Raw genomic sequence first — 18,525 nt, 5'->3', positions numbered from 1 at the left:
TACGAGCCTTAACCTTATCCCCCGGTGTCCGGTACGCTCACCGTATGGGGTCTGACCACTACTTCACTGCGACCCCGGCAAGTCCCGAGAACCTGCGCGCGATCCGTGTGACGCTCGCGGGCCGCGAGCTGGACCTCACCACCGCTGGTGGCGTCTTCAGCCCGGATCGCCTGGATGCCGGCACTGCAGTGCTTCTCGCCAACACGCCTCCGGTACCGCCGGGAGGTCATCTTCTCGACCTCGGCAGCGGCTGGGGACCGATCTCGCTCTCGATGGCGCTCGCGTCGCCGCACGCCACCGTGTGGGCCGTGGACGTGAACGAGCGGGCGCTCGATCTCGTGCGCCGCAATGCCGCCGCGCTCGGCCTCACCAATATCAACGCTTCGCTGCCCGACGATGTTCCCGCCGACGTCACCTTCCGGACGATCCGCTCGAACCCGCCGATCAGGGTGGGCAAGAACGAGCTGCACGGGCTGCTCGAACGCTGGATCCCCAGGCTCGACGACCGCAGCGACGCGTGGCTCGTCGTGCAGCGCAACCTCGGCGCCGACTCGCTGCAGCGATGGATCGGTTCGACGTTCCACCCCGGGTTCAGCGTCTTCCGCACCGCAACCGGCAAGGGCTATCGCGTGCTGAAGGTGCGCAAGCACGGCACGCCGCCGACCGAACCCATCTCGATCGCCTGAGCGGCACCGTTTCCGCTCGGATCGGCGGCTCTCGTCGTAGCCTGACAGCTCGGCGTGGCCGCGTCCAGCACGACCGTGCCGCTCAGATCAGGTCGACTTCGCCCTGGAACACGAGCTGCGCCGAACCGGAGAGTGCGACGTGCTCCCCGTCCTCAGCCGGGAACATGCGCACGCCGAGCGTGCCGCCGGGGACCTCGACGCGCCAGTGATCCGGCGCCTGCTCGCCTGCCCAGTACCGCACGGCCAGTGCAGTGGCCGCGACGCCGGTGCCGCAGCTGAGCGTTTCGCCGACGCCGCGCTCGGACACTCGCATGCGCACGTGGCCGATACCGTCACGGACGAGCGGGTCACCGGGGACGACGAACTCGACGTTCGCGCCCGCGGGGAGCACGGGGTCGAGTTCGGGCGCGCGGTGCAGTTCGAGCGACGCCAGTTCGACGTCGGAGGCGAGAGCGACCACGACATGCGGGTTGCCCACATCGATGCCGAGTCCGGGACGCGCGACGGGCAGGCCGTCTGTGGTCACGAGCGGATCTGTGCCGGTGAGACGCCAACGACCGAGATCGACCTGGTAGCCGGACTGACTGCTGGTCACATCGCGCACACCCGCGCGAGTGCCGATCGGCAGTGTCGATCCCGGCTCGATGGTCGCGAGTCCGGATCGCACGAGGTAGTGCACGAAGACGCGGATGCCGTTGCCGCACATCTCGGCGATGGAGCCGTCGGCATTCCGATAATCCATGAACCACTCAGCTGCAGGCTCCTCAGCAAGGCTCGCAGCGCCGTCGTCGATCGCTGCGGAGCGGACGACGCGCAGCACTCCGTCGGCGCCGATCCCGAAGTGCCGATCGCACAGCGCGGCGACCTGCTCAGCCGTGAGGTCGAGTTCACCGTCAGGGTCCGCGATGATGACGAAATCGTTGCCGGTGCCGTGACCTTTGGTGAATGCGACCATGCCCTCAGTCTAGGGAACGGGATCAGGCATCGACGACGAGACGCTTGCCGGTCTGCGACACCGAGAACCGCTCGTAGCCGAGCGCATCGTAGAACCCCAGGACCGCTTCGTTGCCCTCCCGGACCATGAGCTGCACCTTGGGGCAGCCCATCTCGGCGAGCAGGCGCTCTGCGGCTTCGACCAGGCTCCGTGCGACGCCGCGACCCCGATGCGAATTCGCGGTGGCCAGATAGTACAGCCACCCACGATGACCGTCGTAGCCGGCCATCACCGATCCGACCACGGTCTCGGCGTCGGCTCCATCGGACGCTGGGGCGACGGCGACGAGGAACGACTCCGGCTGCACGGCCTGCTTCCGCTGGATGTCGAGGCGGGGGTCGTTCCACGGACGCGTCAACCCGGCTTCTTCCCAGAGCGCCACGACTGCCTCGGTATCGGCATCATCGAACGCCCGAATGCTCCACTCCATGACCGGTTCCTCTCCTGCTCCAGCCTTCGAGTCTAGGAGCGTGCAGCTCAGTCCTTGTTCACCCGATAGCGCCCGCAGAGGAAGTTGCGGTTCCGGGCGACGTCGAGCAGCTCGAGGTCGAGGGGACGCGGGAGCAGCGGCTGACCGGCGCCGAGCGTCACCGGGGCGTACTGCACCCAGATCTCATCGAGCAGGCCGGCATCCGCGAACTGCCCGACCAGATCTCCCCCGCCGACGATCCAGATGTCTTTCCCGCCCGCTGCCGTCGCCATCTCGACGTGCACGGACGTCACGTCGCCCTGGACGAACCGGACGTCTGCCCCCTCGGGAACAGGCAGCTCACGGTGGGTGAAGACCCAGATCGGCTGCGAGTACGGCCACGGGTTCCCGGTCTCGTTCCGCAGCACCCATTCGTAAGTCGAGGCTCCCATCGCCAGCGCGCCGATACCGGCTTCGAAACCGCCGTAGGACATCGGACCGTCCTGGTCGATGTCCTGCTTCAGCAGCCAGGCCAGCGAGTGGTCGGTCGTCGCGATGAATCCGTCGAGGCTCGATGCCGTGTAGTAGTGCGTGGTCATGCAGCGAGCATGGCACCGACCACCGACATCGTGGAGTCAGTCCGCGAGCAGGGTGCGGGCGTCGACCGGCGGCTGGTGCCAGGTGAGGTCCTGATAGCGCTTGAACCAGGAGACCTGTCTGCGGGCGTAGCGCCGCGTGAGGGCCTGCGTCTCTGCGATCGCCTCCGCCTCACTGAGCCTGCCCTCGATCTGCCCGAGTGCCTGCGCGTAACCGATCGCCTTCCGCGCCGTCACGCCGTCATCGAGCCCCTGGCCGCGCAGGCCGTCGACCTCGTGGACGAGGCCGTCTCGCCACATCCGCTCGACGCGGGCATCCAGCCGCTCGACCAACGCGGCACGGTCGACGTGCACACCGATCAGTCGGGTCTGCGGATGCCAGAGCGTCGGTTCTTCAGGGAGCGCCGCGCCATGTGTGCCGCTCCCCTGTTCCAAGACCTCGAGGGCGCGGATCACCCTCCGACTGTTCTGCGGGTCGACGCGCGCCGCCGTCGCGGGATCGAGGCCGCGCAGTCTGGCGAGCAGGACGTCGATGCCGTCCGCCGCGAGTTCTGCTTCGAGCCGGGCACGCAGCGCCTGGTCGCGCGGCGGGAACTGGAAGTCGTAGATGACGCTCGACACGTAGAGCCCGGAACCGCCGACCAGGATCGCGTCGCCGCCGCTCGCATGGATGCCGGCCACCGCAGCTCGCGCGAGTGGCTGGTACCAGGCGACGGCGGCCTCCTCTGTGACCTCCCTGACGTCGAACAGGTGGTGCGGTATGCCGCGACGTTCGTCCAGCGGCAGCTTCGCGGTTCCGATGTCCATGCCGCGGTAGAGCTGCATCGCATCAGCGTTGACGATCTCAGCAGGGTTTCCCCGGGCCCGAAGTGCCGCAGCCAGATCGAGCGCGAGGTCGCTCTTCCCCGTGCCGGTCGCCCCGACGATCACCCACAGCCGCGGCACCGCGCGCGCCCCTGATTCGGAGATGTCGTTCACACACCGACGCGCAGCGTCGGGAGACCGAGCGAGACGGCCCGCTTCGCTCCGTCAGCCGCAGGAGCGGGCACAGCGCACGACTCGGACTGCGCGCGATCCCAGGCATCGCCGCCGCGAGTCCGACGGATACGCAGCGGGCTGCCGCTCGGGTCGTCGGCGAGCAGGTGGAACGGCGCCGCGTGGGTGATCGTGACGGTCACGACATCGCCTGGACGCGGCAGGTCCGATCCGGGAGTGACCTCGAAGTGCACCAGACGATTGTCCTCGGCGCGACCCGTCAGGCGGTGCGTCTCTGCATCCTTCTTGCCCTCGCCGGTGGAGACGAGCACCTCGACCTCGCGGCCGATCTGCTTCTGGCTCTCTTCGAGCGAGATGCGCTCCTGCAGTGCGATCAGGCGGTTGTAGCGCTCCTGCACGACCGCTTTGGGGATCTGATCCGCCATGGTCGCCGCGGGTGTGCCCTCACGGATCGAGTACTGGAACGTGAATGCGCTCGAGAACCGCGCCTGCTCGACGACGCGCATCGTGTCTTCGAAGTCCTCGTCGGTCTCGCCGGGGAAGCCGACGATGATGTCGGTGGTGATGGCGGCGTTCGGCATGCGCTCGCGCACACGATCGAGGATGCCGAGGAACCGCTCGCTGCGGTACGACCGACGCATCGCCTTGAGGATGCGGTCGCTGCCGGACTGCAACGGCATGTGCAGCTGCGGCATCACGTTCGGCGTCTCGGCCATCGCATCGATCACGTCGTCAGTGAATGCGGCCGGGTGCGGGCTCGTGAAGCGCACACGCTCGAGGCCGTCGATCTCGCCGGCTGCGCGGAGCAGCTTGCCGAATGCCTGACGGTCGCCGAACTCGACACCGTAGGAGTTCACGTTCTGTCCGAGCAACGTGACCTCGATCGCGCCGTCTTCGACCAGCAGCCGGATCTCGTTCAGGATGTCGCCTGGGCGACGGTCCTTCTCCTTGCCACGCAGGCTGGGGACGATGCAGAAGGTGCAGGTGTTGTTGCAGCCGACCGAGATCGAGACCCAGCCGCTGTGCGCGGCGTCGCGCTTGGTCGGCAGGGTCGAGGGGAACACCTCGAGCGACTCGAGGATCTCGAGCTCCGCCTCGCCGTTGTGGCGCGCGCGCTCCAGGAGACCGGGCAGCGAGCCCATGTTGTGAGTGCCGAACACGACATCGACCCATGGCGCCTTGTCGAGCACCGCCTGCTTGTCCATCTGTGCGAGGCAGCCGCCGACGGCGATCTGCATGCCGTCCTTGCGCCGCTTCACGCCGGCGAGCTGTCCGAGTGTGCCGTAGAGCTTGTCGGACGCGTTGTCTCGGACAGCGCACGTGTTGATGATGACGACATCGGCTTCGTCGCCGGCGGTCGCACGGACATAGCCCGCACTCTCGAGCGAGCCGGAGAGCCGCTCGGAGTCGTGCACGTTCATCTGGCACCCGAAGGTGCGCACTTCATAGGACCTGTGTCGTCCGTCGACGTCGACGGACGCGGACGACGCCGTGATGATCGTCGGTTCGCTGCGAGGGATAGTCATGATCGTCCCATTCTACGAGCGCTTTCCCCGGCCGATCTCGGAGCTCGCACTGCGACCTGCGTCAGGCGCCGACCTGCTTCGGATTGCGAGGTGGATCAGACCACGACGACCCAGATCAGTCGGAGTCGACGAACCGCACACCCGTCGGCCGACCGCCGCCGAACGTCGCCTCGGCCAGCGCGGTCTTCGCAGCCGTCATCGCGATGGCCCCGCCGTAGCCCCGTCGTGCCAGCTGCCCCATGAGTCGCCGGAGCGCGGTGTCGCCATCGAGGCGGCTGAGCGAACGGGCCTTGGTCCTCGCGAAATCGAGTGCGCGCTCGGCGTCATCGTCGGGGAGCTCGTCGAGCGCCGCGTCGACCACGTCGCGCGGAATGCCGCGCTGCGCGAGGGCACGCGACAAAGCCACACGCCCCTGCCCCTTGCGCTGGGTGCCCGACTCGACGAGCTGATTGGCCAGCATCGCATCGTCGAGGTAGCCGCGGCGACAGAAGTCGTCGATCACATCGTCGATCTGCGTCGCATCGAGGTGGTGCCCTCGCAGCACCTGCCGTGCTTCGGAGATCGAGAGCGACCGGGTGCGGAGTTTGCGGACCAGGCTCTCGGAACCGAGCTCGCGCACCTTCTCCGGATCGGGAACGTCGTTCTCATGGTCCGACCTGTCGTCGTCCGGAGCAAGCGCACGAAGCTTCGGAGCCGGAGCCCCTGCTCCCCCACGTGCGGGGTGCCGTTCGCTCGGCGTACCGCTGAGCTCAGCATCCGCGATGTGTGGCAGTGTCTCTGACGCGGCAGCGATCCGAGACACCGTCTTGGGCGCATCGACGATCGGAGGCACAGCCGCAGACGCTTCAACCGCTGCGGCCGACTCGGGACGCTCCGGTCCCTTCCGGGCGCCGCCGAACAAGGGAATGACGGGGGCGAGTCGCTCGTCGGACGAGTTCGACCCGCCCCCGCTCGTGCCAGTCATGATCAGGCCGGGCGACGCTCAGCGAGCTCGTCAGCCGCCACCGGAACAGCAGTCGCCTGCGGACCGATGCCGAGCTTCTGCTTGATCTGCGTCTCGATCGCGAGTGCGACATCCGCATTGTTCAGCAGGAAGTTGCGGGCGTTCTCCTTGCCCTGGCCCAGCTGGTCGCCGTCGTACGTGTACCAGGACCCCGACTTCTTCACGATCGCGTGTTCGACGCCGAAGTCGATCAGGCTGCCTTCACGCGAGATGCCGATGCCGTACAGGATGTCGAACTCCGCCTGCTTGAACGGCGGGGCCATCTTGTTCTTGACGACCTTGACGCGCGTGCGGTTACCCACAGCGTCGGTTCCGTCCTTCAGGGTCTCGATACGGCGGATGTCGAGTCGCACGGAGGCGTAGAACTTCAGCGCCTTACCGCCCGCTGTGGTCTCGGGAGAACCGAAGAACACACCGATCTTCTCGCGCAGCTGGTTGATGAAGATCATCGTGGTGTTGGTCTGGTTGAGCCCACCGGTGAGCTTTCGCAGTGCCTGCGACATCAGTCGAGCCTGCAGACCGACGTGGGAGTCACCCATCTCACCCTCGATCTCGGCGCGCGGCACGAGCGCGGCCACGGAGTCGATCACGATGAGGTCGATAGCACCGGAGCGCACGAGCATGTCGGCGATCTCGAGCGCCTGCTCACCCGTGTCGGGCTGCGAGACGAGGAGTGCATCGATGTCGACGCCGAGCTTCGCCGCGTAGTCGGGGTCGAGCGCGTGCTCCGCATCGATGAAGGCGGCGATGCCGCCTGCGCGCTGGGCGTTGGCGATCGCGTGCAGCGTGAGCGTCGTCTTACCGGAGGACTCCGGCCCGTAGATCTCGACGATGCGGCCTCGCGGCAGGCCTCCGACGCCGAGTGCGACGTCGAGCGCGATGGAACCGGTGGGGATCACGGCGACAGGAGCGCGCTCATCGCTGCCCAGACGCATGACGGAGCCCTTGCCGAACTGACGATCGATCTGGGCGAGTGCTGTCTCGAGGGACTTCTCGCGGTCGGCGGGTGATGGCATGGTGGTGCTCCTTCTGCTCGCGTGATGCCGCCTGTAGGCTGCCGCGGCACTCCCGATTGGGAGCAACTCTCCGGCAAGGCGTATGGCTCCTCGGCCATGTCTTCACCGTAGGAGGGGCCACCGACATCGCGTCGTGCGGTCCCTCAAACGGTGGAGAACATGTTCTCCGAACCACTTGTGCAGAAGACTACGCCCGCTTCGAACAGATATTCGACGACACGCCGTCAACGGCGTGTCGTCATTTGGATGTTTCGAACGTCGCGTCGACGGCTATCAGCGCTTGCGCGGCTCGAGCCGGCCCGCGCCGTGACGGCGCGCTTCCGGGACATCCATCTCATCGCACAACGCGAACCAGATCTGGCGCGGCGGCGTGCCGTCGGCCAGCGCCTCGGCTGCTGTGCGCCCCGCGAGCGGCGAGAGCACGAGATCGTTCACCAGAGCAGGAGCACGACCGTCGAACTCCGCTTCGACGGCTCGGAGGAACTCGCTTCGACGCATTCGAGAGTTCGAGGTGCGTTCAGCGGAGCGAGAGCTCGGGCTCGACCGAGGCGACGAGGTCGTCGGGTACGACGTCCGGGAAGACCTGGATGCCCTCGAGGACGGAGATGCGATCGCCGACCTCACGCATGATCGTCGAGATGGGGACATCGAGAGCGTCAGCGACCGAAGCGAGGATCTCGCTCGATGCTTCCTTCTGACCGCGCTCGACCTCACTGAGGTAACCGAGAGCGACAGACGCCTTGCTTGCGACCTGCCGGAGGGTGCGCCCCTTCTGCAGGCGGAAGTCCCTCAGCACATCGCCGATTTCCTGTCGTACAAGAATCATCGGAACCTCCTCCCAGTTACCGTTGCCGGGATATCCCCCAGCGAGATCGCCAGTCTAGTCCTCCTGGCATACACAGAATCTACCGTTTCACTCTGTGGTTTGAATGTGAACACATCACGGATAACGGCACCGGGCGCTCAGCTATTCCCGAGCACTTCGAGCAGCGCGGAGAGGACCGCCTCGACCGACGCCGCACGGATCTCGGCGCGGTCGCCGTCGAGATGCAGCTCGACCGCGACCGACACGTCCGGCGTGACGATGCCGACGTGCACGGTCCCGACGGGCTGACCGTCCGGCGAGTCCGGTCCGGCGATCCCGGTGGTCGAGATGCCGACGTCGGCGGGACGGCCGTCGACCGCCACCACTCTGCGGACGCCGTCAGCCATCTGCAGGGCGACGTCGGGGTGCACGGGACCGGTGCGGGCGAGCAGGTCGGCTTCGACGCCGAGGAGCGACTCCTTCACCGACGTGGCGTACGCCACGACTCCGCCCAAGAGCACGGCGGATGCCCCAGGCACCGACACCAGTTCGGCACTGACAGCGCCACCGGTGAGCGACTCGGCGACGCCCAGCGTCCACCCCCGCAGATGCAATGCGTCCAGGGCGGCGGCGGCCTGCGATGAGGTCATGACTTCTGTCTGGATCCGCGAACCTGCGCGAGGATGTAGTCGATTCCGCTGGCGACCGTGAGAATCAGGACGATGACCATCAGCACCGCCGTGATCGCGGTCCAGACCGGCAGCCCGATGAGCTCGTGGAGCGGCAGCAGCGCCCACCCGAGCGCCACGCCCTGGAAGGCCGTCTTGATCTTGCCCATCCAGGCTGCGGCGACGACATGCTCCTTCGCGACGACGAGGCGATGGACCGTGATCCCCCACTCACGCACCAGGATGATGATGACGATCCACCATGGCACCTCGCCGAGGATCGCCAGGCCGATGAAGCCCGATCCGGTGAGGAGCTTGTCGGCGATCGGGTCCCACAGCTTGCCGAAGTCGCTGACGATGTCGTAGCGGCGGGCGAGATAGCCGTCGACCCAGTCCGTCGAGATCGCGATGATGAACAGGATGCCGGCAGCCCAACGGACGCCGGGCTCCGGAATGCCGTACATCCCCCCGATGAGGAGGAGCACGAAGAACACGACTGCCAGCGGGATGCGGGCGATCGTGATCGCGTTCGGCAGCTGCCGGGGAATGGCCATCAGTCGCGTCCCGTCAGGCCCCAGGCGTCGTCATCGCCCTCGGCCTCGACCACCGGCAGTCCCTCGAACTGCGCCTCGATCGGATCAGCCGATGCGACCGGGGCGGCGGGAGCCGCCGGCGCAGCACCCGGTGCAGGCGGAGCGTCTTCACCGCGGAGCTTCGCCATGACCTGCGGCAGCTGCTCAGCGGTCGCGAGCACGTCGCGGGCCTTGGAACCTTCGGATGGGCCGACGATCTCGCGCGATTCGAGCAGATCCATCAGACGTCCTGCCTTGGCGAAGCCGACACGCAGCTTGCGCTGCAGCATCGACGTCGAGCCGAACTGCGAGGAGACGATGAGCTCTGCGGCCGCGAGCAGCAGCTCGAGGTCGTCTCCGATGTCCTCGTCGACCTCCTTCTTCTTGGCCGGCTCCATGGCCTCCTGGACGTCAGAGCGGTACTCGGGCCTGGCCTGACGCGTGACGTGCTTGACGACCGCGTCGATCTCCTTCTCATCCACCCAGGCACCCTGCAGGCGGAACGGCTTCGACGACCCCATCGGCGAGAACAGGGCGTCACCCTGACCGATCAGCTTGTCGGCGCCCGGACTGTCGAGGATGACCCGGCTGTCGGTGACGCTGGTCACGGCGAAAGCGAGACGGGACGGGACGTTCGCCTTGATCAGACCGGTGACGACATCGACGCTGGGTCGCTGCGTCGCGAGCACCAGGTGGATGCCGGAGGCTCGGGCGAGCTGCGTGATGCGCACGATCGAGTCCTCGACGTCGCGCGGTGCCACCATCATGAGGTCGGCGAGCTCGTCGACCACGACAAGCAGGTACGGGTACGGCTTGAGCACGCGCTCACTGCCGACGGGAAGATCGATCTCTCCCGCGCGGACCGCACGGTTGAAGTCATCGATGTGGCGGAAGCCGAACGACGCCAGGTCGTCGTACCGCATGTCCATCTCCTTCACGACCCACTGGAGTGCCTCTGCGGCCTTCTTCGGGTTCGTGATGATGGGGGTGATCAGGTGCGGCACGCCCGCATAGCTCGTGAGCTCGACGCGCTTCGGGTCGATCAGGACCATCCGCACATCGGCAGGCCGAGCGCGCATGAGCAGGCTCGTGATCATGGAGTTCACGAAGCTGGACTTACCGGAACCGGTGGAACCGGCGACCAGCAGGTGGGGCATCTTCGCGAGGTTCGCGATCACGATGTTGCCGCCGACGTCCTTGCCCACGCCGATCGTCATGGGGTGCGTGCTCTTCTGCGCGGCCTGGGAACGCAGCACGTCGCCGAGCGCCACCATCTCCTTGTCGGCGTTGGGGATCTCGATGCCGATCGCGCTCTTGCCGGGAATCGGCGAGAGGATGCGGACGTCGTTCGATGCGACGGCGTAGGCGAAGTTGTTGCTCAGCTGCAGGATCTTCTCGACCTTGACACCGTGGCCGACCTCGACCTCGTACTGCGTGACCGTCGGACCGCGCGAGAAGCCGGTGACCTTCGCGTCGACCTTGAACTGCGACAGCACGCTCGTGATCTGCTCTATCACCTTGTCGGTCGCCTCGGAGCGCTCGACCGGGGCCGGCCCTTCGACCAGCAGACCGGGAGACGGGAGGATGTACGGTGCGACCGGCGCCTGCGGTCCACGATCCCCAGGCCCCTCGGTGCCGAATCCGTCGAGACCCGGGAGCTCCGGCACCTCGCCGGTGTCGGACTCGTCGTCGAGCAGCGCGGTCGTCTGCTGACCAGCCAGCGACTCGGTGACCGAGCGGACCTCGGACAGGATCTCCGTCGCGGCCTCATGCGCATTGGCCACGATCACCGCCTGGTCGTAGGCGGGAGTGGGCTCCTGCGTCGAGAGCAGTGCGGTGATGTCGTCCGAACCGAGGGTCCCCTCGTCGGGGTCCTCCTCGCGGCCGGTCTTGTTGCGCCGCCACCAGGGAAGCACATCAGGGTCGTCGACCTTGTCGGACTCGTCGACCGCCGCCGAGCCCTTCGCGGCAGCATCCTTCGCCGGCTTCTCCGTGCGCTCCGCGTCGAACATCCAGGCGTAGAGGTCGCCGAGGCGCGCACCGATCCGGTTCGGCGGTGTCTTGGTCAGGATCAGCACCGCGAGAACCGCGAGCAGCGAGAGGACGATGTACGCCACGATCGGCGTGAGGAAGGCGAGCGGCTCACCGAGCATCCAGCCGAACAGTCCGCCGGCCTCGCTGAGTGCAGGCATGCCGTCTTTGGGCTGCGCGCGAACCATGGCGCCGGAGCTGCTGACCTTGCCCGCCGCGACGTGGCAGAACCCCGCGAGCGTGAGGACGAACAGGCCGAAGCCGATGCCGATGCGACCGTTGTCGTGCACGGACGACGGATGCCGGAACAGCCAGCCGGCGAGCAGGAGCAGCAGCACCGGCATGACGAACGCGATACGACCGACCAGCAGCCCGACCGAGTATGCGCTGATGTTCGCCGCGACCTCGTTGCCGATGAAGAACCATTCGTTGACCGCGCCGGCGATCGCGAGCAGCACGAGCAGGAACGGGAAGCCGTCGCGACGGTCGTCCTTCTCCAGCGTCTCCGGGCCGAACGCACGGAAGAGTCCGCCGACGCCGTGCGCCAGCCCGTTCCAGGCGCGGACGACCACCGGTGGCTTGTCGATCTCGTCGATGTACTTCTTGGGCGCGGGCTGAGCCTTCGGAGCGGCCTGCCGCTTGGGGCGAGCCGGTGCGCTCTCAGACGCGCGCGCGGATTTCGTGGTGCTCCTGGCCATGCTCTCACGTTACGCTCAGGCGCCGACATTCCCCCGCAATGACGCGGCTTTCCGGCGATCCGGAACCGCGGAGTTCACGTGGTGCTGCGCACCATCGTGTCGCGCAGCAGACCCTGTGCCGACACAGTGAACCCCTCGGACCGGTAGAGATTGCGCGCGAAGTTGTCGCGCTCGACGCTCAGCGCGATGCGGGCATGGCCCTGCGCGCCGGCCAGCTGCACGACGCCGCGCACGAGCATCCGTCCGACGCCCCGCGCCCGCCACAGCGGATGGACGCCCACGATGAGCTCAGGCACCGCGACGGCGACGAATCCGAATCCCGGTTCGTTCTGCGGCAGCATCCGATACCACGCCGCACCGATCGGGATGCCGTCGCTGTCGATCGCGACCAGCCCGTCATCCGCCGAGCGCTTCCACCCCGCGATGTACCGACGGTGGTCAGGCGAGGTCAGCACCTCATGCCGCGGACGCGCTCCCCCGGCCCTCCAGTTGGCGGCCTCGACCAGCATGTCGCCGAGGAAGACGGCGTCGGACTGCGCGGCCGGCCGTGTCGAGAATCCCGTCAACATGACGCGAGCATAGGCCCGCGGTGTTACACCCCGATGTCGGTCAGCCGTGAAAGGCCGACCGACCGGCGCGGAACGATCAGGCCTCGATGACGAGCGGCACGATCATCGGACGACGACGCAGGCGCTGGTTGACCCAGCGACCGATCGTCCGGCGGACGACCTGCGAGAGCGAGTGCGTGTCGCGGACGCCGTTGCCCGCAGCCTCCTTGAGCGCTGCGACGATCTTCGGAGTGACATCGTCGAAGACCGAGTCGTCCTCCGCCACACCCCGTGCGTGGATCTCCGGTCCGGAGATGATGCGCCCGGTCGCGGCATCCACCACCACGATCACGGAGATGAAGCCCTCCTCCGCGAGAATGCGGCGGTCCTTGAGGTCGGCGTCAGTGATCTCGCCGACCGTGGAGCCGTCGACATACACGAACCCGAGATCGAGCTGCCCGACCACGCGCGCATCGCCGTCCTTGAGGTCGATCACGGTGCCGTTCGAGGCGATGATCGTGCGCTCGGCCGGAACACCGGTGTCCTGCGCCAGCTTCGCGTTGGCGATGAGGTGCCGGTACTCGCCGTGCACCGGGAGCACGTTCTTCGGCTTCAGGATGTTGTAGCAGTAGATGAGCTCGCCGGCGGCGGCGTGCCCCGACACGTGCACCTTCGCGTTCGCCTTGTGCACGACGTTCGCGCCGAGCTTGGTGAGCCCGTCGATCACGCGGTAGACCGCGTTCTCGTTGCCGGGGATGAGGCTGGACGCCAGGATGACGGTGTCGCCCTCGCTCACCTCGATCGCGTGGTCCATATTGGCCATGCGGCTCAGCACGGCCATCGGCTCGCCCTGCGAACCGGTGGACATGTAGACGATCTGGTCGTCGGGCAGATCGCGCGCCTTCTTGTAGTCGATCAGCACGCCGTCCGGGACCTTCAGGTAGCCGAGCTGCTCGGCGATGGTCATGTTGCGGACCATGCTGCGCCCCAGGAACGCCACCCGTCGTCCGTTCGCGGACGCGGCGTCGATGACCTGCTGCACACGGTGCACGTGGCTCGAGAAGCTCGCGACGATCACTCGTCGTGGCGCCTTCGCGATGACCTGATCGAGCACAGGCCCGATCGAGCGCTCGGTCGGCGTGAAGCCCGGCACGTCGGCATTGGTCGAGTCGACCAGGAACAGGTCCACGCCTTCCTCGCCGAGACGCGCGAAGGCACGCAGGTCGGTGATCCGACCGTCGAGCGGCAGCTGGTCCATCTTGAAGTCACCGGTCGCGAGCACCATGCCTGCGGGCGTGCGGATCGCGACGGCGAGAGCGTCGGGGATCGAGTGGTTGACCGCGACGAACTCGAGGTCGAACGGCCCGACCCGCTCCTCCTGGCCCTCCTTCACCGTCAGCGTGAACGCCTTGATCCGGTGCTCCTTGAGCTTCGCCTCGACCAGAGCCAGGGTGAGACCGGACCCGATCAGCGGGATGTCGCTCTTGAGACGGAGCAGATACGGCACGGCACCGATGTGATCCTCGTGACCGTGCGTCAGCACGACACCGACGATGTCGTCGAGCCGGCCGCGGAGGGGCTCGAAGTCCGGAAGGATCAGGTCGACACCGGGCTGGTGCTCCTCGGGGAACAGCACGCCGCAGTCGACGATCAGGATCTTGCCGTCGTACTCGAAGATGGTCATGTTGCGACCGATCTCGCCGAGACCGCCGAGCGGTGTGACGCGCAGCGTCCCGTCTTCGAGCGCGGCGGGATCTGCAATGGGGATGGACATGGTGTCTCCTCAGTCGGACACTGTGCGCGTCCGTTCGTTCTTTGGGACGCGCGCTCAGCGCGTCGTACCGTGCACCTTCGGCAGGGCGCCACCCGCGGCCGCGTTTCGGTCGGGGCGGAAGTTCGAGAAATCGGCACCGGCGACACCGGCGACGAGGTCGAGCTCGTCCTCGATGAGCGCGGCTTCCCACTCTTCGGGACCGACGAGCGGCAGGCGCACGCGGGGGCTCGAGATACGGCCGAGGCCGTGGAGGATGTACTTCGCTGCGACCGTTCCCGGCACATGCGTCATCACCGCGCGCACCAGCGGCTCGAGCCGCTTGTGCTCAGCGGTCGCCGTCGCCAGATCGCCGGCGTTCACGGCGTCGATCATCGTGCGGTAGGGCGCAGCGGCGACGTTCGCGGTGACCCCGATGAGGCCGGTCGCACCGATCGCGAGGTGCGGCAGCGCATTCGCGTCATCACCGGAGAAATACATCAGATCGGTCTGGTTGAGCACGCGGCTCACCTCGGAGAAGTCGCCCTTGGCGTCCTTCACGGCGAGGATGTTCGGGTGCTTGGCGAGGCGCAGGATCGTCTCGTACTTGATCGGCACGCCAGTACGGCCGGGGATGTCGTACAGGATCACCGGCAGGTCGGTCGCATCGGCGACGAGACGGAAGTGCGTGAGGATGCCGGCCTGCGTCGGCTTGTTGTAGTACGGGGTGACGATCATGATGCCGTCGGCGCCGGCCTTCTCACTGGCCTTGTAGAGCTCGATCGCGTGGGCGGTCTCGTTCGAGCCACCACCCGTGATGATCTTGGCCCGGCCTGCTGCGACGGACTTGCCGACCTCGACCAGCTTGAGCTTCTCGGGGTCGGTCAGGGTTGAGGTCTCGCCGGTCGTTCCCGTCACGACGATGCCGTCCGCGCCAGCGGTGATCACGTCATCGATGTGCTTCTCGACGGCGGGCCAATCGACTTCACCGTCGGCCGTCATCGGAGTGACGAGCGCGACGAGAACCTGTCCGAATGGGTTGCCCGAGTGCGTCATGCACCCAGCGTATCGCCTCGGATGCCGCTCACGCGGACGCAGCAGCACGGATGGCGTCGCCTCGGATGACGTCGACCGTGTCGCGCAGCAGCAGGCCCGCCATGGCGCCGACCGTCACCTCGGTCGCGCGCGTGCGGAACATCTCGATTCCGGTGATCTCCGTCTCGGCGATCGGCGACCCTGCGCGCACGACCATGATGCGGTCGCCGACGCGGAGGGCACCACCGGTGACGTGTCCCGTCGCGACCTGTCCGCGCCCGGTGATCGTGAACACGTCCTCCACCTCGAATGCCACAGCGGACGTCGGCACGGTGACGATGGTGGGTGGCTCGACCGTGCCGGGCGCCGAAGCCGAGCTGCGGCCCTGCACGACGCCGGCCAGTCGTGCGGTTTCGGCCTCGTTGTACCTGCGAAGCACCTCGTTCGCGTCCTGCGGATCGCGCTTCCTCCCGAACCAGCCCATGCGGTCGATCCTAGGGATCCGGCGCGCGGTGTCTAGGCTCGACCCATGAGCTGGGTGACGCACGGGTCCGAGACGAAGTACGCCAACGCCTGGATCCACGTCCGCGAGGATCAGGTGACCGGACCGGGAGGCGACGGGATCTACGGTGTCGTGACGATGCGGCATCCTGCGGTCTTCGTGGTGGCGATGGACGCCGACGATCGCGTGTGCCTCGTGACGCTCGACCGCTACACCACCGGCGTCTCGCTCGAGGTTCCAGCCGGCGGCAGCGACGGCGAGGAGCCGCTCGTTGCCGCGCAGCGCGAACTCCTGGAAGAGACCGGCTTCGAGGCGTCCGACTGGACCGACATCGGCACCATGCATGCGCTGAACGGGATCGCGGATGCGACGGAGCATGTCTTCCTCGCGCGTGGACTGCGACGAGGGTCATCGAACGACGATGCCGCCGAATCGCAGGCCGAGGAGGGGATCCAGGCGGTGGCGTGGGTGCCGTTCGCCGAGGTGCTCAGGATGATCGCGGACGGCGAGATCACCGACGGTGAGACGATCGCAGCGATCGCCCATGCGGGGATCCGGCTCGGGCGCTTCCGCTGAGCTCGCGCTCCCGCTCTCCTCGGTCAGACGCGACCGCGGCGCGCCACTCCGGCGGTGAGCGAGCTCGGAAGCACCGTGGTGAGCGCGACGAGCGCCTTGTAGCGGAGCGACGGCACCGACACGGACTTGCCCAGCGCGGCGTCGCGGAGACCTGCGCGGACGACGTCTGCGGCGTTCAGCCACATCAGCGTCGGAACGCCCTCGTGGCCGACCGCGAGACCCATGCGCTCGTGGAAGCTGGTGTGCGTGAACCCGGGGCAGAGCGCTGTGACGCTGACGTTGTCGCGGGCGTACTCGGCATTGGCCCAGCGACTGAAGCCGATCAGCCAGGCCTTGCAGGCGGAGTACGTGGATCGGGAGATGAACCCCGCGACCGAGGCGACGTTGATGATCCGCCCGCCGCGACCTCGCATGGTCTGCAGCGCAGCGTGCATCAGCCGCATCGAGGCCTCGACGTGCACACGCAGATGGCGGACCTCGTCGTCGATGTCGTTGTCGGCGAACTGCAACGGCAGTCCGAACCCCGCGTTGTTGATCAGCAGATCGATCGGGTCGGCGGCGTCCCTGAGACGGGCAGCGACGAGTTCGACGCCGGCCTCCTCCGCGAGATCAGCCGTGACGACCTCGACGGCGACGCCGTGCGCGCCGCGCAGCTCGGCGGCCAGTGCTTCGAGTGCATCCGCCGACCGCGCGACGAGGATCAGGTCGGCCCGACGCCGTGCGAGCTGGCGTGCGAATTCGGCGCCGAGGCCGGCGCTCGCTCCGGTGATCAGTGCGGTGGGCATCAGCGCTCGTATCCGAGGAAGCGGTAGCGCACACCCGAACGCGAGGTCTGCCACTCCCCCTCATCGATCAGACGCCAGCCCGCCTTCGACGGCGCGTAGGCGTCACCGTCGACCTCGAGGTCGAGCTCCGTGACCTCGAGGCGGTCGGCGTCGCCGATCACCTGGCGGAAGATCTCAGCACCGCCGATGATCCAGACCCGGTCGAGTCCGCGGACTGCCTCTTCGACGGTCGCAGCGCGGCGCGCGCCACCTGCGGACCAGTCCTGCTGGCGCGTGATCACGATGTTCTCGCGGCCGGCGAGCGGTCGAAACCGTTCGGGCAGCGAATCCCAGGTCTTCCGGCCCATCACGACGGGTGAGCCCAGCGTGACCTCCTTGAAGTGGGCGAGGTCCTCGGGGACATGCCAGGGCATCCCGCCCTCGGCACCGATGACGCCGCCATTCGCCTCGGCCCAGATGAGACCGACCAACATGGTTCCGTCCGGGGCCGTGCTCATACCGCCACCACCGCGCGGATCGCCGGGTGGTGCTGGTAGTCCTCGATCACGAAGTCATCGAAGCGGTAGTCCAGGATCGACTCCGGCGTGCGCGCGAAGCGCAGCGTCGGAGCCGGGTACGCGTCGCGTGTGAGCTGCTCGCGCACCTGGTCGACGTGGTTGTCGTAGATGTGGCAGTCGCCACCGGTCCAGACGAAGTCGCCGGGCTCGAGCCCCACCTGCTGCGCGACCATGAGGGTCAGCAGCGCATAGGAGGCGATGTTGAAGGGGACGCCGAGGAAGAGGTCTGCGCTGCGCTGGTAGAGCTGGCAGGAGAGCTTGCCGTCGGCGACGTAGAACTGGAACAGCGCGTGGCACGGCGCGAGCGCCATGTCGGGGATGTCCGCCGGGTTCCAGGCCGAGACGATCAGACGTCTGGAGTCGGGGGTCTGCCGGATCTGTTCGATCACGTCGGACAGCTGGTCGATGCTCTCGCCGTCAGGTGTCGGCCAGGAGCGCCACTGCACACCGTAGACCGGACCGAGGTCTCCGGATGCGTCCGCCCACTCGTCCCAGATCGTCACGCCGTTCTCCTGCAGCCAGCGCACGTTCGAGTCGCCACGCAGGAACCAGAGCAGCTCGTAGGCGATCGACTTGAAATGCACGCGCTTCGTCGTGATGAGCGGGAACCCCTGCGCGAGATCGAAGCGGATCTGTCGGCCGAACACGCTCGTGGTGCCGGTTCCAGTGCGATCGGACTTGTGCGTGCCGGTCTCCAGCACGTCGCGGAGGAGGTCTTCGTACGGCGTCTGGACGGCTGCGCTCATGACAGCCACGATACCTTCCCCCGCAG

The 18,525-nt window shown here is 67.4% G+C and carries 21 protein-coding genes; 2 read left to right on the top strand and 19 right to left on the bottom strand.

The genetic code is table 11. The features are described from left to right. The first annotated feature begins 44 nt into the window (after positions 1-44). Positions 45-686 carry a class I SAM-dependent methyltransferase gene (locus V7Z82_RS02040; protein ID WP_334147471.1) on the top strand — a complete coding sequence of 214 codons (642 nt, stop codon included), beginning with the start codon at positions 45-47 and terminating at the stop codon, positions 684-686. A gap of 82 nt (positions 687-768) precedes the next feature. Here V7Z82_RS02040 and dapF read toward each other — a convergent pair whose 3' ends face one another. From dapF to V7Z82_RS01960, 16 genes are all read right to left on the bottom strand, one after another. Further along, positions 769-1,641, bottom strand: coding sequence for a diaminopimelate epimerase (gene dapF / locus V7Z82_RS02035; protein ID WP_334147469.1), 873 nt, complete (start codon positions 1,639-1,641; stop codon positions 769-771). Positions 1,642-1,663: 22 nt separating this feature from the next. Further along, positions 1,664-2,110, bottom strand: a complete 447-nt coding sequence (locus V7Z82_RS02030) for a GNAT family acetyltransferase (protein WP_334147467.1) — start codon at positions 2,108-2,110, stop codon at positions 1,664-1,666. Between the two features lie 47 nt (positions 2,111-2,157). After that, positions 2,158-2,688 (bottom strand): dihydrofolate reductase family protein, encoded by a 531-nt coding sequence (locus tag V7Z82_RS02025; RefSeq protein ID WP_334147465.1) that lies wholly within the window; start codon positions 2,686-2,688, stop codon positions 2,158-2,160. Between the two features lie 36 nt (positions 2,689-2,724). Further along, a complete protein-coding gene (gene miaA, locus V7Z82_RS02020) occupies positions 2,725-3,654 on the bottom strand; it encodes a tRNA (adenosine(37)-N6)-dimethylallyltransferase MiaA (protein WP_334148321.1) in 930 nt (309 codons plus the stop codon). A gap of 5 nt (positions 3,655-3,659) precedes the next feature. Next, positions 3,660-5,207, bottom strand: coding sequence for a tRNA (N6-isopentenyl adenosine(37)-C2)-methylthiotransferase MiaB (gene miaB / locus V7Z82_RS02015; RefSeq protein ID WP_334147463.1), 1,548 nt, complete (start codon positions 5,205-5,207; stop codon positions 3,660-3,662). A gap of 115 nt (positions 5,208-5,322) precedes the next feature. Then, positions 5,323-6,039, bottom strand: a complete 717-nt coding sequence (locus tag V7Z82_RS02010; RefSeq protein WP_334147461.1) for a regulatory protein RecX — start codon at positions 6,037-6,039, stop codon at positions 5,323-5,325. Between the two features lie 134 nt (positions 6,040-6,173). After that, on the bottom strand, positions 6,174-7,226 hold the full coding sequence (recA, locus tag V7Z82_RS02005) for a recombinase RecA (RefSeq protein WP_334147459.1): 1,053 nt from the start codon (positions 7,224-7,226) through the stop codon (positions 6,174-6,176). A 273-nt stretch (positions 7,227-7,499) separates the two neighbouring features. Further along, positions 7,500-7,724 (bottom strand): DUF3046 domain-containing protein, encoded by a 225-nt coding sequence (locus tag V7Z82_RS02000; protein ID WP_334147457.1) that lies wholly within the window; start codon positions 7,722-7,724, stop codon positions 7,500-7,502. Positions 7,725-7,743: 19 nt separating this feature from the next. After that, entirely contained in the window at positions 7,744-8,052 is a 309-nt protein-coding gene (locus V7Z82_RS01995; RefSeq protein ID WP_045280478.1) for a helix-turn-helix domain-containing protein, read from the bottom strand. 137 nt (positions 8,053-8,189) lie between these two features. After that, positions 8,190-8,681, bottom strand: a complete 492-nt coding sequence (locus tag V7Z82_RS01990; protein WP_334147454.1) for a CinA family protein — start codon at positions 8,679-8,681, stop codon at positions 8,190-8,192. Continuing rightward, entirely contained in the window at positions 8,678-9,253 is a 576-nt protein-coding gene (gene pgsA / locus V7Z82_RS01985; protein ID WP_334147452.1) for a CDP-diacylglycerol--glycerol-3-phosphate 3-phosphatidyltransferase, read from the bottom strand. The genes V7Z82_RS01990 and pgsA overlap by 4 nt, the downstream gene beginning before the upstream one ends. After that, complete coding sequence (locus V7Z82_RS01980; protein ID WP_334147450.1) at positions 9,253-12,000, bottom strand: DNA translocase FtsK; 2,748 nt, start codon at positions 11,998-12,000, stop codon at positions 9,253-9,255. The genes pgsA and V7Z82_RS01980 overlap by 1 nt, the downstream gene beginning before the upstream one ends. 74 nt (positions 12,001-12,074) lie before the next feature. Then, entirely contained in the window at positions 12,075-12,569 is a 495-nt protein-coding gene (locus V7Z82_RS01975) for a GNAT family N-acetyltransferase (protein WP_334147448.1), read from the bottom strand. A 76-nt stretch (positions 12,570-12,645) separates the two neighbouring features. Beyond that, complete coding sequence (locus tag V7Z82_RS01970; protein ID WP_334147446.1) at positions 12,646-14,322, bottom strand: ribonuclease J; 1,677 nt, start codon at positions 14,320-14,322, stop codon at positions 12,646-12,648. A 54-nt stretch (positions 14,323-14,376) separates the two neighbouring features. Beyond that, positions 14,377-15,354: a 4-hydroxy-tetrahydrodipicolinate synthase gene (gene dapA / locus V7Z82_RS01965; RefSeq protein ID WP_334147444.1), complete on the bottom strand. Its 978-nt coding sequence runs from the start codon at positions 15,352-15,354 to the stop codon at positions 14,377-14,379. Positions 15,355-15,382: 28 nt separating this feature from the next. Next, positions 15,383-15,817: an EF-Tu/IF-2/RF-3 family GTPase gene (locus tag V7Z82_RS01960; RefSeq protein WP_334147442.1), complete on the bottom strand. Its 435-nt coding sequence runs from the start codon at positions 15,815-15,817 to the stop codon at positions 15,383-15,385. A gap of 45 nt (positions 15,818-15,862) precedes the next feature. On the opposite strand from V7Z82_RS01960, the gene V7Z82_RS01955 reads away from it, so the two are divergent. Then, positions 15,863-16,411 carry an NUDIX hydrolase gene (locus V7Z82_RS01955; RefSeq protein WP_334147440.1) on the top strand — a complete coding sequence of 183 codons (549 nt, stop codon included), beginning with the start codon at positions 15,863-15,865 and terminating at the stop codon, positions 16,409-16,411. A gap of 23 nt (positions 16,412-16,434) precedes the next feature. Here V7Z82_RS01955 and V7Z82_RS01950 read toward each other — a convergent pair whose 3' ends face one another. Genes V7Z82_RS01950 through V7Z82_RS01940 form a run of 3 tightly spaced genes read right to left on the bottom strand, consistent with a single transcriptional unit; the run spans position 16,435 to position 18,499 of the window. Continuing rightward, complete coding sequence (locus tag V7Z82_RS01950) at positions 16,435-17,196, bottom strand: SDR family NAD(P)-dependent oxidoreductase (protein ID WP_334147438.1); 762 nt, start codon at positions 17,194-17,196, stop codon at positions 16,435-16,437. Next, the gene (locus V7Z82_RS01945) at positions 17,196-17,693 is read right to left on the bottom strand and encodes a dihydrofolate reductase (protein ID WP_334147436.1); all 498 of its coding nucleotides are present in this window, start codon (positions 17,691-17,693) and stop codon (positions 17,196-17,198) included. Before V7Z82_RS01945 ends, V7Z82_RS01950 begins: the two co-directional genes overlap by 1 nt. Then, the gene (locus V7Z82_RS01940; RefSeq protein WP_334147434.1) at positions 17,690-18,499 is read right to left on the bottom strand and encodes a thymidylate synthase; all 810 of its coding nucleotides are present in this window, start codon (positions 18,497-18,499) and stop codon (positions 17,690-17,692) included. The genes V7Z82_RS01945 and V7Z82_RS01940 overlap by 4 nt, the downstream gene beginning before the upstream one ends. Between the last annotated feature and the right edge of the window lie 26 nt (positions 18,500-18,525).

It is taken from the genome of Microbacterium sp. (assembly GCF_036823965.1).
GTDB lineage: Bacteria > Actinomycetota > Actinomycetes > Actinomycetales > Microbacteriaceae > Microbacterium.
This window is presented reverse-complemented; position numbering and strand designations above follow the sequence as displayed.

What these genes read in the sequence shown, in the direction of transcription:
- V7Z82_RS01940 (WP_334147434.1), bottom strand. Translation starts at nt 18,499, where the DNA reads ATGAGCGCAGCCGTCCAGACGCCGTACGAAGACCTCCTCCGCGACGTG.
- V7Z82_RS01960 (WP_334147442.1), bottom strand. Translation starts at nt 15,817, where the DNA reads ATGGGCTGGTTCGGGAGGAAGCGCGATCCGCAGGACGCGAACGAGGTG.
- V7Z82_RS02030 (WP_334147467.1), bottom strand. Translation starts at nt 2,110, where the DNA reads ATGGAGTGGAGCATTCGGGCGTTCGATGATGCCGATACCGAGGCAGTC.
- V7Z82_RS01990 (WP_334147454.1), bottom strand. Translation starts at nt 8,681, where the DNA reads ATGACCTCATCGCAGGCCGCCGCCGCCCTGGACGCATTGCATCTGCGG.
- V7Z82_RS01945 (WP_334147436.1), bottom strand. Translation starts at nt 17,693, where the DNA reads ATGAGCACGGCCCCGGACGGAACCATGTTGGTCGGTCTCATCTGGGCC.
- dapA (WP_334147444.1), bottom strand. Translation starts at nt 15,354, where the DNA reads ATGACGCACTCGGGCAACCCATTCGGACAGGTTCTCGTCGCGCTCGTC.
- V7Z82_RS01975 (WP_334147448.1), bottom strand. Translation starts at nt 12,569, where the DNA reads ATGTTGACGGGATTCTCGACACGGCCGGCCGCGCAGTCCGACGCCGTC.
- V7Z82_RS02000 (WP_334147457.1), bottom strand. Translation starts at nt 7,724, where the DNA reads ATGCGTCGAAGCGAGTTCCTCCGAGCCGTCGAAGCGGAGTTCGACGGT.
- miaB (WP_334147463.1), bottom strand. Translation starts at nt 5,207, where the DNA reads ATGACTATCCCTCGCAGCGAACCGACGATCATCACGGCGTCGTCCGCG.
- V7Z82_RS02025 (WP_334147465.1), bottom strand. Translation starts at nt 2,688, where the DNA reads ATGACCACGCACTACTACACGGCATCGAGCCTCGACGGATTCATCGCG.
- V7Z82_RS01970 (WP_334147446.1), bottom strand. Translation starts at nt 14,322, where the DNA reads ATGTCCATCCCCATTGCAGATCCCGCCGCGCTCGAAGACGGGACGCTG.
- V7Z82_RS02040 (WP_334147471.1), top strand. Translation starts at nt 45, where the DNA reads ATGGGGTCTGACCACTACTTCACTGCGACCCCGGCAAGTCCCGAGAAC.
- recA (WP_334147459.1), bottom strand. Translation starts at nt 7,226, where the DNA reads ATGCCATCACCCGCCGACCGCGAGAAGTCCCTCGAGACAGCACTCGCC.
- V7Z82_RS01950 (WP_334147438.1), bottom strand. Translation starts at nt 17,196, where the DNA reads ATGCCCACCGCACTGATCACCGGAGCGAGCGCCGGCCTCGGCGCCGAA.
- pgsA (WP_334147452.1), bottom strand. Translation starts at nt 9,253, where the DNA reads ATGGCCATTCCCCGGCAGCTGCCGAACGCGATCACGATCGCCCGCATC.
- dapF (WP_334147469.1), bottom strand. Translation starts at nt 1,641, where the DNA reads ATGGTCGCATTCACCAAAGGTCACGGCACCGGCAACGATTTCGTCATC.
- V7Z82_RS01995 (WP_045280478.1), bottom strand. Translation starts at nt 8,052, where the DNA reads ATGATTCTTGTACGACAGGAAATCGGCGATGTGCTGAGGGACTTCCGC.
- V7Z82_RS01980 (WP_334147450.1), bottom strand. Translation starts at nt 12,000, where the DNA reads ATGGCCAGGAGCACCACGAAATCCGCGCGCGCGTCTGAGAGCGCACCG.
- V7Z82_RS01955 (WP_334147440.1), top strand. Translation starts at nt 15,863, where the DNA reads ATGAGCTGGGTGACGCACGGGTCCGAGACGAAGTACGCCAACGCCTGG.